The organism is Rhodococcus sp. 05-2255-1e (genome assembly GCF_002259025.1).
GTDB lineage: Bacteria > Actinomycetota > Actinomycetes > Mycobacteriales > Mycobacteriaceae > Rhodococcoides > Rhodococcoides fascians.
In genome coordinates, this window is record NZ_NOZE01000028.1 from 50,056 (window position 1) to 62,812 (window position 12,757).

Sequence of the window (12,757 nt, forward strand, 5' to 3'; positions counted from 1 at the left end):
GAATGTCAGATCGGGGCGATGACCAACAGGTGTGCCCAATACGACGCGACATCGTGGCCGAGTTGGGGGAGCAGAACGTCGTAGAGCAGGTAGGACATCATTGCCGTCGAACTCCTTGTTCAGCGGGCCGTCACCGGCTCGCGTACCGAGACTGTAGTCAGTGAGACTGTAGATCAACCTGGGCCCGGCGGCACTGATATGGCCTGCGCAAGTCGTGTTTCACCCCGACGACGACGGGCATCAGCCGATGCAGCCCTGCAGGGTGGTGAAGCTTCCGGCGAAGCCGGCACCGTTGCAGACGGCACCCTCGGGGGTGAGGGTGATCGTCGAGCCCGGCGCAGCGACGGCGATCGACAGTCCGAGGCCGGCCGCAGTGTTCTGTGCGATGGCACCGGGACCGAAGGCGATCGCAGCAGGCGCGCCGCCGAAGCCGGCGTTGCTGACGGCAGTTCCGCCGTTGAGACCGAGGGCCAGTGCCGCCGCGTTGTTCATCGCTTCCGCCGAGCCCCATCCCTCGAGGCCGACTCCTGCTGCGGCACTTGCGCCGTCTGCGGAGCTGTCGCACTGTGAACCTCCGACGAGCGCGGCGACGTCGGCCTCTCCGGGTGCCGTGGTGCAGGCAACCGGTGCGGCCGAGGCCGTGCCGGGCACCAGGGCCGCGAAGGTACAGGCGAATCCGAATGCTGCCGCTCCGCCGAGAATTCTCTTGGTATGGAACATGGTCGATGCCTCCAAGATTTGGCGCAGGCACCGGGCGTGCCGCGCTCCTGCGGTTGCCGGATCGACATGCTCGTGCGCCCCGACGACCTTCCTCGAGTGTTACCCCGTAGCGACGCGCTCAGAGATCCGCATGGTCACGAGTGCATCTCGGTATGATCACAGCGCGGTAAACAGCGTTCCCCCACCCTCGGTGCTTACGATGGCTCCATGATCGGACGTATCGACGAGGTCGTATTCGACTGCACGGAACCGGCTGTGCTGGCCCGATTCTGGGCGGGTGTGCTCGGTGGTCAGCCCGTCGTGCGCGACGACTCGTGGCATTTCGTCGATGTTCCCGGGTTCACCCGGATGGCGTTCCAGCGAGTGCCCGAGGGTAAGTCCGGCAAGAATCGACTACATCTCGACGTGGACGTTCCCAGCATCGACGTTGCCGTCGAGCAGGCAGTAGGTCTGGGTGCGACGGCGGTGGGGGACCGGCACACCACTGCGGCCGGGTCGTTCCAGGTGCTACTCGACCCCGAGGGCAACGAATGGTGTGTAGTGACGCCCCCAGCTGACTAGCGGGCGTCGTGCTCGGCGCGTGCTTCGAGCACGGCAGGCATCGAGCCCTCGATCAGTTCGATGAGGTCGGTCAACCGTGATCCGACCTCACGTCCGAGCGGGGTGAGGCTGTATTCGACCTTGGGCGGGATGGTCTCGAGCACGGTGCGCACGATGAGGCCGTCGCGTTCGAGGGTCTGCAGCGTCTGTGCCAACATTCGCTCGCTGACGCCGTCGACGCGTCGGCGCAGGGCATTGAATCGGTAATCGCTCTCGGTGAGGGCGGCCAGGACGAGCACTCCCCACCTACTCGTCGCGTTCTGCAGTGTCTGCCGTGACCCGCATTCCCGTGCGAAGACGGATGCTTCGAGAGATTCGACGGCCTCGGACATTTCTCCATGTTAGCGCAGGCCGTACCCGCAGCGCTAAATTTCGATGTTGCACTGCACGAAAAGTAAGTGCATGATGAAACGGAACTTGATACTTCAACCTCGGGAGCGTTTTCCATGACCACAGCCATCACCGGAGCGACAGGCAATCTCGGCGGGCTCGTCGTCGCCGCACTCATCGATCGCGGCGTCGCGCCTGCCGACATCGTCGCCGTCGTACGCAACGCCGACAAGGCGGCCGCACTCGCCGAGCGCGGTGTGGTGGTACGGGTGGCCGACTACAGCGACACCGACGCGCTGACGTCTGCGTTCGCAGGTGTCGAGAAGGTGCTGTTGATCTCGGGATCGGAGGTCGGCCAGCGAATTGCTCAGCACAACAACGTCATCGACGCCGCCGAGGCAGCCGGAGTGGGCCTCGTTGCATACACGAGCGTGCTCGCTGCCGACACCTCCGGCATCAGCCTTGCGCCGGAGCACAAGGCCACCGAAGAGCGATTGACGGCCTCGCCGATTCCCGCTGTGTTTCTGCGTAACGGCTGGTACTGGGAGAACTACCTGGGCTCGCTCGGCCAGGCCATCGACAGCGGAGTGTGGCTTGGTGCAGGCGGGAACGGCAGGATCGCCGCTGCCTCACGTGCCGATTACGCCGCCGCTGCCGCGGCTGTGCTGACTCTCGAGAACCAGGGCGGGAAGATCTACGAGCTCGGCGGGGACGAGCGCGTGACCTATGCCGAACTCGCGGACGTTCTCGCCGGCATCTCCGGGAAGCCGGTCGTCTACAAGGACGTCACCGAGTCGGAGTACGTCTCGATTCTGCAGGGCGCAGGACTGCCCGATTTCGTGGCGACCATGCTGGCGAGCGCGGATGCCGGTATCTCCCGCGGGGAACTCGACACCGATTCCGGTGACCTGCAGGCATTGATCGGCCGCGCGTCCACCCCGGTCGCCGAGGTGTTCCGCTCCGCGATCTGACGGGATACACGGGGCCCCGTATGCCACTTGTAGCGTGGGCCCCGTGAAACTCACCTCGACTCGCACCCTGTTCCTGGCCGCCACCACCTCACTCGTCCTGTTGACGGGTGCATGCAGTTCCGACTCGGATTCTGGGACGTCGCAGACGACGTCCTCGGCGACGTCCTCCACCGATGCGACGGCTTCGAGTAGCTGCCCCACGGGCACACCCGACCCGTCGGCCACCCCGGAGTGGACACTGGCAGGCGACACCGGCAGCATCGCCGTCACCGGATCGACGGATACAGCGGCCCCGGCCGTCGACGTCGAAGCCCCGTTCAGCGTCGCCGAGACGCAGGTGAAAACGCTGAAGGCCGGGGACGGCCCGATCGTCGCCGACGACGCGAACGTGTCCGTCTGCTACCTGGGCGTCAACGGACGCGACGGATCGACGTTCGACAGCAGTTTCGAGCGCGGCGCACCGGTCGAGTTCCCACTGACCGGCGTGGTGGCGGGCTTCCAGAAAGCCATCGCCGGACAGACCGTCGGCTCGACCGTCGCCGTAGCGGTGACGTCGGCCGACGGTTACGCGACCGGCAATCCGGCAGCCGGAATCGAGCAGGGCGACAGCCTGATCTTCGCTATCTCGATCCTGTCCGCGAGCTGAGCGCCGCCGACAGTGGCGTGGTTATAAGCACTCTGCGGCACATAACCACGCCACTGCGGCTCCGCCGCACTACACCGTCGAGAGCTGCTGAATCGTCGTCGCGCCGCCCGGGGTGGGCGTCGTGGTGATGAAGTTCGAGTCGTAACCCAGCGATTCGACGACGCTGCGGATCTCGCGGAACTGCTCGACGCTGACGTCGGGCGTGCGCTTGAGCACGAATCCGGACGTGCGGTTGGGGCTTCCGACGAAGGCCCACGAGTAGTCGTCTGCGATGTAGGCCACGATGTAGTTGGTCGGCCCCTCCTGGCTCTCCTGCGTGGGGACGCCCGGGAAGCTCACGTGCAGTTGGGCTTTGGTGACGGTGTCGTTGACCCGAGCATTGCCGACGATGCGGTTCTCGCCGCCGGTCCAGGTGGTGCAGGTGTTCTCGACGCGAATGTTGAATTCATCGATCATCTGGTAGTTCGCCTGCGTGTCACGGGCGCAGATCAGGTTGAACGGCTGCGGCACCGCGGCAACCTGGTTCCAGGTGCCCAGGTACCGTTCGACATCGAGTGATGGGATCGGAGCCAGTGGCTCGAGACCGACCGACCCCAAAGGGCCCACCGGTTGCGCTTGCGCCGGGGCCGCGCCGAGCAGGGCACCTGCTGCGACTGCTCCTGCAATGGCGGTGCGGCTCAACATCGTACGTACCTTCATGAATTTCGCTCCTTGGTTGTGGTCGTCTCGTTGTCGATCGTGCTCGGCCACCAAATCCCCGGGCCGATGAGGGTGAACAGGGCGGGAATCACGACGGTGCGTACCACGAAGGTGTCGAGCAGAATGCCGAGGCCGACGATGATTCCCAACTGGGTGAGGGTGATCAGCGGTAGGACGCCGAGGACGCAGAACACTGCTGCCAGAACGATTCCCGCGCTGGTGATGACGCCGCCGGTGGCCGAGACCGCCCGCACGATCGCAGATCTGGTGCCGTGCCGAACCGTCTCCTCCCGGGTCCGGGTGACCAGAAAGATGGTGTAGTCGACACCGAGGGCGACGAGAAACAGGAACGCGAACAGGGGAGTGTTGTCGTCGAGCGCGGGAAAGCCGAAGACGTGCAGGCTCACCCAGCTACCGATACCGATGGCGGCCACGGCACTCAGGACCGTGGTGGCGACGAGAATCAACGGTGCGACGACGGCGCGAAGCAGTATCAACAGCACGAGTAGAACGACCGCCAGGATCGCCGGGATCACCACGAGCCGATCGCGGGCGGCAGCATCGGTGGTGTCGAGTGCTTTGGCGTCGCTGCCGCCGACTCGTGCGTCGTCGACACCCGCAAGGGCGGACCGAAGGTTCTCGACGACGGTGAACGATTCGTCGGAGGCGGGGGCCGCGTCGGTGACTATCGACAGCCGGGTCAGTCCGGTATCGGAATCAGCGACCCGATCCACCGAGACGACGCCGTCGACGTCCCGGACGGTAGCGACGACGCCGTCGATATCCGAGGTGGGTGCGAGAACCGTGATCGGGTCGGCGGATCCGGCCGGAAAGTGTTGCGAGAGAGTGTCGAATCCTTCGACGGATTCGGCGGTCACCCGGAATTGCTCGGTCTGCGACAGCCCGATCTGTGTGCCGACCAAGGCCGCGCAGCAGGCGAGCAATACGGCGATGGTGATGGACGCGGTCGCCACCGGACGACGTGCGACACCGGCGGCAACCGAATGCCAGACGCCCTCGGTGGTGGTATCGCGATCGGACGGCTTGGGGACGAAGGGCCAGAACAACTTCGGGCCGCACAGTGCCAACAACGGAGGCAGTACGAACAGCACGAACACCGATGCGACGACGAGGCCGGCCGCGGCCAGCGCTCCCAAGCTGCGAGTGCTGGGGAGGATGGCCAGCAGCAGAGTCAGCAGTGCGAGGACAACGGTGGCGTTGCTGGCGAGGATGGCCGGTCCCGCGTTCCGGACGGCGTGGCGCAACGCGAGCCGGTGATCGGACTCGCGGCGGAGCTCCTCGCGGTAACGAGAGATCAGCAGCAGGGCGTAATTGGTGCCTGCGCCGAAGACGAGCACGCTGGTGATCCCCGAGGTCGACCCGTCGAACGACAGCCCGGTCGCCTCGGCGAGGGCCGTGCCGACGGTGGAGGCGAACCGATCGGCGAAACCGATGACGGCAAGCGGAACCAACCACAGAATGGGCGATCGATAGGTGGCGATGAGGAGCACTGCCACCACGAGTGCGGTGACGGCGAGCAACGTGAAATTGGCCCCGGAGAACGAGTTGGCGATGTCTGCTCCGAATGCCGGCCCGCCGGTGACCTGGGCGTTGAGATCGGACGGTAGGCCGTCCGTCGCCGCGGATCGGAGGCTTGTGATCAGGTCGTTCAGGGTGAAGCCGGACAGTTCCGAGTTCACCTGAACGAACGCGATTGCGGCCTTCCCGTCCGGTGCAACAATGGGAGGGGGTCCAGGTTCGTCGGTCACCGACCGGTCGACGGTGAGCAGCCTGGCCTGCGCAGAAGCGGCTGCCTCGATATCGGCCGGGGTCAGGTCACCGCCATCGATGCGGCTCAGAACGAGGATCACCGGTGCGGTGTCGGAGTCCGGGAACTGGGAGAGCAGCTCGTCCACCTGGTAGGACTCGGCGGAGGTCGGCAAGGAGTTCGGCGACTGACCGGCAGAATCGTTGCTACCGACGAGCCCGATCACGGCAATCGAGAGAATAAGAATGGCGAGGGCGAGCGCCCACGATCGACGATGCGTCACGGCCGCGGCGATGCGGTCCCAGGCTGCGGTGGTCTCGGTACGGGTGCTGTCCACGAAGAAACAATCTCATTTACTTAGATATTAAGCAACTGAATCTCTTGCGGGCAGTAGTCTGACCATGACCGCAGCGAAGGAGTTACCACCGCCATGACCGACCGAAACCACCTCGAATCCGCGATATCGGCGGACCTTCGGGCGCTGTCATCGGTGTCGGAACAGATCGGTCAGGTATTCGGTGCGTTACACAGCTTGCGGCCCAACGACTTTCGCGCTCTGCTGCATGTGATGGTCGCCGACGTCGAGGGCGCGCCCCTCACCGCGGGTGAGCTCGGCACGATGCTCGGCCTGTCGTCCGCGGCGATGACGTATCTGGTGGAGCGGATGATCGCGTCGGGTCATATTCGACGCGAATCCGACGCGTCGGACCGACGTAAAGTCATACTTCGCTACGACGAGCACGGTATGGAGGTTGCTCGCGGGTTCTTCGGACCACTGGGAGCGCGCACCAGCGCTGCGCTCGAGGACCTACCGGATTCGGATCTCGACGCTGCCCACCGAGTGTTCGAAGCGCTCATCGGAGCCATGCGCGAGCATCACGCCGACCTGGGAAACAGCACCCGCTCGTAGCCCGCGTTCGCATCGGGATGTTCGAACCGCTGGTGGGGGGCCGCATTGTGCCAATGCTGGACTCCGAGCGTGCCGGTGCCGTAGGGTTGGCCGTGGTTGAGCTAACAGCCGGTCACGGGGAAACGCAGCGAAGTGTGCGCCCGGGTCAGGCGAAGAATTCTGCTCCCGTTGCGTAGATCGGTTTCCCCTTCAGTTCGACCGATCGATGGGATCTGCCATGAGTGTTGAATCACGAGGCAACAAAGTTCGAACCACTTCGGTGAGCGTCGCGGAGAAGTCCGTGTCCGTTGCAGCAACCGGAGCCATCTTCACCGCGCACGACGGCACCGACGGTTCACTCGTCGTCGCCGTCCACGGCGACATCGACATGCTCAGCGCGCCGATGTTCTCCGATTTCGTCTGCAGTCGCGTGTCCAGCAAACGGCATCTGACTCTCGACCTGTCCAATGTCGAGTTCTTCGGCATCGCCGGACTCTCCGTCTTCGATGCAGTTCGTGAATACACGGCTGGCATCGGTGCTTCGTGGTCGATCGTGGCAAGCCGATCGGTGACCCGCCTGCTGCAGGTTGCCGACCTCGAGTCGACGATTCCGACCTCCCGACCGACGACCGACCAATAGAACTGGCGGCGACATCGCCGCGACAAGAGGTGGGCAGCTCCTGCACTGGGGCTGCCCACTGTCGTTTGCCGTCCCCCCGCACAACGATCGGGCGGTCCCGCGAATCACTGGGACCGCCCGATTGTCGTGTGAAAGCACAAGGTCTAGTCCTTGGTGCCTTCCGAGTCGCTGAAAAATGCCCAGTCGCCGTCGTGCTCGACTTCGAGGCGCCAGCCCAGCTCCTCGTTGTCGGCGCGGCTGTCCTTGAACCAGGCGTGCGCGTCCTCGGAACTGGTGATGTCCTTGGTGGCGACGACGGTTCCGTGCGGGTCGATAACTCTGTAATTTGCCATGCGGTGAGGGTGCCCCGATGTTGCGCAACCTAACCCAGCCGCATCACCGGCACCGGCCGCTACGAGAAGCGGAAGCCAGTGCCGCGCACTCCGGATAGAGCTGGGCAGAAGGCGGGGCTGGGTAGTAAGGCGGGGCTGGGTAGTAAGGCCGGGTTGTGTTGGAGGGCCGGGCTGTGTGGGAGGCGAGGCTGTGTTGAAGGCAGAGCTGTGCCGTGGTGGTGGTGTGGGTCGTTATGCGGGTTGTCGTGGTTCTTCGTCGCCGGTGTCGCCTGTGTCGCTGTGGTGGTCGGGTGGGTAGAGCACTTCTTCGGGGTGGTGTGCGTGGTTGATCAGCCCACGGCGTGTGGGGTCCATCCCTGTTGGTGGGTGCCACAGGGTGCGGCCCGGGTATCTGTGTCGCGCTGTGGTTTTGGTGGTGGCCCACTTTCCGGGACCGGTGCCGACGAGTGCGTGGTGCATGTCGCATCCGAAGGTGAGGGAGTCGATGTCGGTGGGTCCGCCCTCGACCCAGTCGTCGAGGTGATGTGACTGGCACCAGGTCGCGGGGCGGGTGCAGGAGGGGAAGCTGCAGCCGCGGTCGCGGGCGATGAGGACGATGCGTTGGTCGGCGGAGGCGATGCGTTTGGATCGGCCGAGGTAGAGGGCTCTGCCGTTGTCGTCGAAGATGGTGAGGTAGTGGTGGGCGTGCGATGCCATGCGGATGGCGTCGCGGATCGAGACGCGGGATCCGGTGGCGGTCATGGCGTAGCCGCAACCTGCGTCGAGGTCTCTAAGGGTCATGGTGACGATGGCGGTGACGGGCAGCCCGCGGTGGGTGCCGAGGGTGCCGGAGGCGAGGGTGTGCCGGAGCGCCATCTTCAGTGCATCATGACGGCGTTCGTTCTGGGTGCGTAGATCCCGCGCAGCGGCAGCATCACGTATATCTGCTGCGTCGTCTGAGTCAGTAACACCGTCGGGTGCAGCTGCGTCCTTGGGTGCGGCTGCATCCTTGGGCTCTGTGCCGCAACCACAGTCGTCATCGTCACCGCAGTCGTCATCGTCACCGTAGTCGTCGTCACTGTCGCAGTTCGTCTCATCCCACAAACCCGCATGACTGGACCCGACATCGCCCGGAAGGGGCTCGGGCGTCGGCGTAGTAGCGCTGCCGCTCCCGCCGTTGTCATCACTGCCGGCCTCGTCTTTGTCGTCGTCACGTTCATCCTCGTGGACGATCGATGTCGGGTCTGCAGGATTGTTCACCCCCGGCTTCGCAGCTTTCGAGAACAAGGCCTCGAGGTAGGCCCGTAGCTCCGAGTCGACGCAGAACTTCCCTTCCGACATCCCGTCGGACCCCTGCTCACCGAGGTAGAAGAACGCATCCCGTTTCCGTGGCCTCGGCTTCGCGTTCTTGTCCTCGTCTTCGTCCTCGTCGAAGTCGCCGTCGGGGTCGAGGATCGAGTCCAGATGCGCCACCAGTGGCGCGAAGTCGTCGGGCCGCCTCGTCGAGGCGAGACCGACCAACTGCTGTTCGGCGCGATCGCGGGTCTGCGGATCCACACTCGACGGTAGGTGCCGGAAGAATTCACGGATCATCTGCACGTGCTGGGCATCGATCAGTCCTGCCCGCACCGCTGCAGCGGTGTGCGGCAACAAGGGAGGCAGCACTTCGCCGGACAATGCGGTGCGATCCCCCAACTCCGCAGCCAGACGCACTCGCGCCCCGGCAGCACGTGGGGTGATCCGCAGCATCCACGCCACCGAGCACGGCACCGACCCCGGATAGACATCGAGGCCGTGCTGTGCGATCAGTTCGTTGAGCCAGGTGTGCGAATACGCCGTCACAGACCGCGAGATAGCTTCCATGCGTTGGATCACCGCACGCCGGTCGGCGTTCGACCACGACACCGACGCCTGCCCCGCCAACTCGGCGACCGCCGACTCCACACGGTCCACCAGCACCGACAACTCGGGATCGGACACGACGGGGGCAGGCGGCACCGTTTCGATGCCGTCCACCCCTGATCCGCCGTCCCCCGAAAGCATGAACAGAATCTACCGCGACCCACCGACAAGTTTTCGAACGCACGTGCGACAACATAAAGACGAATGCCCCCGGGCCCCGAACCGGACATCTGCACGGTGACACTGGTAGAGGATGAAAGCATGCTGACGATTCCGAATCGCACGAGCGGAGTCCGTCGCTCGGTGATCGTGGCGGGAAGTCTTCCCCTCGCCTGGTGGTGCCTCAGCTTGGCTGCTGGCGCGCTGGGCATCGGCAACGACGCCATCGGCGACGTCGGCGACGTCGTGAGCACCTGGAATATCACTACGGCAGCCGGATTGGTCATTCTCATTCCAGCTGCCTTTTTCTCCGTAAACGGAGGCTTCGAGCTTGCCTCCCCCGGCCGTCTTCGTCACGCCCGCTGGTATGCGACCGTTGGATTGGCTCTGGCGATGGCCTTCTACCTGTTGATGGTGCTGAATTCGATTATTGCCATCGTCGGCGATTCAGCCCTTCGCGACCCGGACAGCTGGAGCCCCGAATTGTCCTCGGTGGAGCAGTGGGCGGTTGCGGCACCGTACGCAGCTTTCATGATCCCAACAGGCGCAACGCTCGCAGCGCTGTGGACTGGGCGCAGCGGGCAGGCAGGATCCGTCACCTAGCCATCTTTGCTTGCGAGATGGGTCGACCAATCCACACCGGATGTCGGTAGCGTCGGGTATATGGAATCGAAAACCGATCGGGCGGAATGGTCGGATAACGATCTGCAACAGGATGTCTCGGAAGCAGAGTGGGTGGACTACAACCTCGACGGCGTCGCCACAACCACAGTGAACTCGCTGGTCCCCACTGTGTTCGACGCCTACGCCCGCATCCTGTATCCCGCTCGCAACGGCATGCCACACCGTACAACGCCGGCGAAAACCGTTGCAGCCTGGCATGTTCAGCTGCCATCCATCACCGAGGTTCTCGCTCGAAGCACGAAAACACCCGACGAATGCTGGTTCGCCGTCTGGGAAGGCAACACGGCACTCGATGACATTCGCGTAACGGCACCGACCGCGGAAATCGCCGGCTACAACTATTTCCTGTTGAGGGGCCCGATCGAACGCGCAACGGACACCCTCCGTGGGTTGTCACCGAATCTGTGGTGGCCCAACGACCACGCGTGGTGTGTAGCTCAGCACTTCGACTTCCCCTGTGCCTATATCGGGGGCAGCAGGGATGCTGTTGCGGACCTTCTCGCGCTCACAGATATCGATTCGTCGCCGGTCCGCGTCGACCAGATCATCACCGTGAACTACGACCAGCACATCGACTGAGATACCTCAACCAGTCGATGCAACGGTCTCGACAGTCGATGCTTTCCATCGAACTCCGAATCCCGCAGGTATTGAATCCCTTTCGTGGTACTCCAGCGCACCGCTGTACGTCACACTGAACGCGCCGGGATGTCGCGTCGGGATCAATTCCCGTCGTTGCACGAGAAGACCGGCCCGATCATGGATGCGGAGGGTGCCTCGCGGCCGCGTCCGAAAGTCCAACCACAGATACCTGTCCCACACCAGGCAGCCGTGTAACGTCACATCACCGACCAGGCCGCCGTCGCCCATCATCGTGGTGAAGCCGTTCCCGAGATGCGCTACCCACTCCGTTCGCCCGTCCACAGTGACGGCCTCGACCCGAGCCGGCACCTCGGCACACATTTGCGCCGGCAGGTCCATCTGGTCGGGTGACGCCCAGTACGTGGTGGGAGAAAACACCGCGCCTACGGCAGGCTCGTCAGGCCACGGTTCCATGTCCTCGAGCATCCACAGTTGCGACATATCAAGCAAACTCAATCAGAACTGCGCTCTCGGTGCGCCCATTCCCGGGTCGATTTGGAACGGCCCGCTGGCGGACGGCGCTATCGGGAAATCGAAGATTGCGGTGGGGATGTACACGGTGGCACAGGAGTTGGGTATGTCGACCACTCCGGACAGGCGTCCCTCGATCGGGGCCGAGCCCAGCAGCAGGTACGCCTGCTCGGGGCTGTATCCGAATTTGGTGAGGTAGTCGATCGCATGCATGCAGGCGTTCTGGTAGGACAGGTCGGAGTCCAGATACTTCTGCTCGCCGTCGACGGTGACCGAAATGCCCGAGAAGGCAATCCATTCCGAGTACTGCGGTGCGGTGTTTCCTGGCATGAAGATCGCGTTTTCACTGACCCCGTACGTGTCCATGCCGCCCTTGATCAGGTCGACGTGCAGGTCCATGAAACCGCCCATTTCGATGGCACCACAGAAGGTGATCTCCCCGTCACCCTGCGAGAAGTGCAAGTCTCCGAACGACAACTTCGCCCCCGGCACGAACACCGGATAGAAGACGCGAGTGCCCTTGGTGAGATTCTTTATGTCCTGATTGCCACCGTTCTCTCGTGGCGGTGCCGTACGTGCGGCTTCGCCTGCGACACGCGAGAACTCGTCGCCGCTCAACGATCCCAGAATTGCCCCGTCGAGTTCGGGTGCCAAAGCCAGTGGCGGAACACGATGGGGATCGGTGGCGATCAGAGCACCTTCACGGGCGTTCCACTTGGCCAGCAGAGCAGCCGATGGCGCGGTTCCCATCAGGCCGGGATGAGTGATGCCGGTGTACTTCACGTGCGGAACGTGGCGAGATGTGGTGGTCTGGCCGGAAAAGTCCCAGATCGCCTTGTACGCGTCGGGGAATCGATCAGTGAGGAATCCGCCACCGTTCTGCTTGGCGAAGATCCCCGTGTATCCCCAGCCCTGACCGGCCAGTGGGCCCGAATCTTCCTGCGGGATCGGACCGACGTCGAGAATATCGACGATCAGCAGGTCCCCGGGCTCGGCTCCCTCGATGTGGAACGGCCCGGACAACGTGTGCACGTTGTTGAGCGGCGCATTCAGAATGTCCTCGGCGGAATCGTTGTTGTGGATGGCCCCGTCGAACCATTCACGGCAATGCGCCCGAAAGGACGTACCGGGCTTCACTGTGACCGCGGCCGGTATGTCGGGATGCCATCGGTTGTGACCGACGATCTCCTGTTCGGTGAAACTCTTCGTCGAGTCGAGCGGAAACAGCAGTTCGGGCACGAGGCACCTCCGGTTGCGCGGATTCTCCTGCGTCGATCATTGCACCGTCGTGGTGCATTCGGCCCGGTATGACGTGTAAATGTTGT

Annotated in this window: 15 protein-coding genes; 7 read left to right on the forward strand and 8 right to left on the reverse strand. The window is 63.9% G+C overall.

What is annotated here, in order from left to right; translation table 11 throughout:
• Positions 1-240 precede the first annotated feature (240 nt).
• Positions 241-720, reverse strand: a complete 480-nt coding sequence (locus tag CH262_RS17405) for a DUF6764 family protein (RefSeq protein ID WP_094715671.1) — start codon at positions 718-720, stop codon at positions 241-243.
• Between the two features lie 207 nt (positions 721-927).
• On the opposite strand from CH262_RS17405, the gene CH262_RS17410 reads away from it, so the two are divergent.
• Positions 928-1,281, forward strand: coding sequence for a VOC family protein (locus CH262_RS17410; RefSeq protein ID WP_094718047.1), 354 nt, complete (start codon positions 928-930; stop codon positions 1,279-1,281).
• On the opposite strand, the gene CH262_RS17415 is transcribed toward CH262_RS17410, so the two are convergent.
• Entirely contained in the window at positions 1,278-1,652 is a 375-nt protein-coding gene (locus CH262_RS17415; protein ID WP_027495770.1) for a winged helix-turn-helix transcriptional regulator, read from the reverse strand. The genes CH262_RS17410 and CH262_RS17415 overlap by 4 nt on opposite strands.
• A 114-nt stretch (positions 1,653-1,766) precedes the next feature.
• Between CH262_RS17415 and CH262_RS17420 the strand changes: the two genes are divergently transcribed.
• Both CH262_RS17420 and CH262_RS17425 read left to right on the forward strand, forming a co-directional pair.
• On the forward strand, positions 1,767-2,621 hold the full coding sequence (locus CH262_RS17420; RefSeq protein ID WP_094718048.1) for an SDR family oxidoreductase: 855 nt from the start codon (positions 1,767-1,769) through the stop codon (positions 2,619-2,621).
• Between the two features lie 34 nt (positions 2,622-2,655).
• A complete protein-coding gene (locus tag CH262_RS17425) occupies positions 2,656-3,267 on the forward strand; it encodes an FKBP-type peptidyl-prolyl cis-trans isomerase (RefSeq protein WP_080730137.1) in 612 nt (203 codons plus the stop codon).
• A gap of 69 nt (positions 3,268-3,336) precedes the next feature.
• On the opposite strand, the gene CH262_RS17430 is transcribed toward CH262_RS17425, so the two are convergent.
• A complete protein-coding gene (locus CH262_RS17430) occupies positions 3,337-3,966 on the reverse strand; it encodes a lipocalin family protein (protein WP_080730136.1) in 630 nt (209 codons plus the stop codon).
• Positions 3,963-6,017: an MMPL family transporter gene (locus CH262_RS17435; RefSeq protein ID WP_230591707.1), complete on the reverse strand. Its 2,055-nt coding sequence runs from the start codon at positions 6,015-6,017 to the stop codon at positions 3,963-3,965. Before CH262_RS17435 ends, CH262_RS17430 begins: the two co-directional genes overlap by 4 nt.
• Positions 6,018-6,164: 147 nt before the next feature.
• Between CH262_RS17435 and CH262_RS17440 the strand changes: the two genes are divergently transcribed.
• Both CH262_RS17440 and CH262_RS17445 read left to right on the forward strand, forming a co-directional pair.
• Positions 6,165-6,644 carry a MarR family winged helix-turn-helix transcriptional regulator gene (locus CH262_RS17440; RefSeq protein WP_032381597.1) on the forward strand — a complete coding sequence of 160 codons (480 nt, stop codon included), beginning with the start codon at positions 6,165-6,167 and terminating at the stop codon, positions 6,642-6,644.
• 280 nt (positions 6,645-6,924) lie between these two features.
• The gene (locus CH262_RS17445; protein ID WP_230073692.1) at positions 6,925-7,263 is read left to right on the forward strand and encodes an STAS domain-containing protein; all 339 of its coding nucleotides are present in this window, start codon (positions 6,925-6,927) and stop codon (positions 7,261-7,263) included.
• A 143-nt stretch (positions 7,264-7,406) separates the two neighbouring features.
• On the opposite strand, the gene CH262_RS17450 is transcribed toward CH262_RS17445, so the two are convergent.
• Both CH262_RS17450 and CH262_RS17455 read right to left on the reverse strand, forming a co-directional pair.
• Complete coding sequence (locus tag CH262_RS17450; RefSeq protein ID WP_027495777.1) at positions 7,407-7,595, reverse strand: hypothetical protein; 189 nt, start codon at positions 7,593-7,595, stop codon at positions 7,407-7,409.
• Positions 7,596-7,826: 231 nt separating this feature from the next.
• Entirely contained in the window at positions 7,827-9,617 is a 1,791-nt protein-coding gene (locus CH262_RS17455; RefSeq protein ID WP_094718049.1) for an HNH endonuclease signature motif containing protein, read from the reverse strand.
• Positions 9,618-9,737: 120 nt separating this feature from the next.
• On the opposite strand from CH262_RS17455, the gene CH262_RS17460 reads away from it, so the two are divergent.
• Positions 9,738-10,238: a hypothetical protein gene (locus CH262_RS17460; protein WP_139278357.1), complete on the forward strand. Its 501-nt coding sequence runs from the start codon at positions 9,738-9,740 to the stop codon at positions 10,236-10,238.
• Between the two features lie 60 nt (positions 10,239-10,298).
• Positions 10,299-10,898: a hypothetical protein gene (locus CH262_RS17465; RefSeq protein ID WP_094718050.1), complete on the forward strand. Its 600-nt coding sequence runs from the start codon at positions 10,299-10,301 to the stop codon at positions 10,896-10,898.
• 6 nt (positions 10,899-10,904) lie between these two features.
• Here the strand turns inward: CH262_RS17465 and CH262_RS17470 are convergent, their stop codons facing one another.
• Both CH262_RS17470 and fmdA read right to left on the reverse strand, forming a co-directional pair.
• Entirely contained in the window at positions 10,905-11,375 is a 471-nt protein-coding gene (locus tag CH262_RS17470) for a hypothetical protein (protein ID WP_238325143.1), read from the reverse strand.
• Positions 11,376-11,417: 42 nt separating this feature from the next.
• Complete coding sequence (gene fmdA, locus CH262_RS17475) at positions 11,418-12,671, reverse strand: formamidase (protein ID WP_032385320.1); 1,254 nt, start codon at positions 12,669-12,671, stop codon at positions 11,418-11,420.
• Positions 12,672-12,757: the final 86 nt, after the last annotated feature.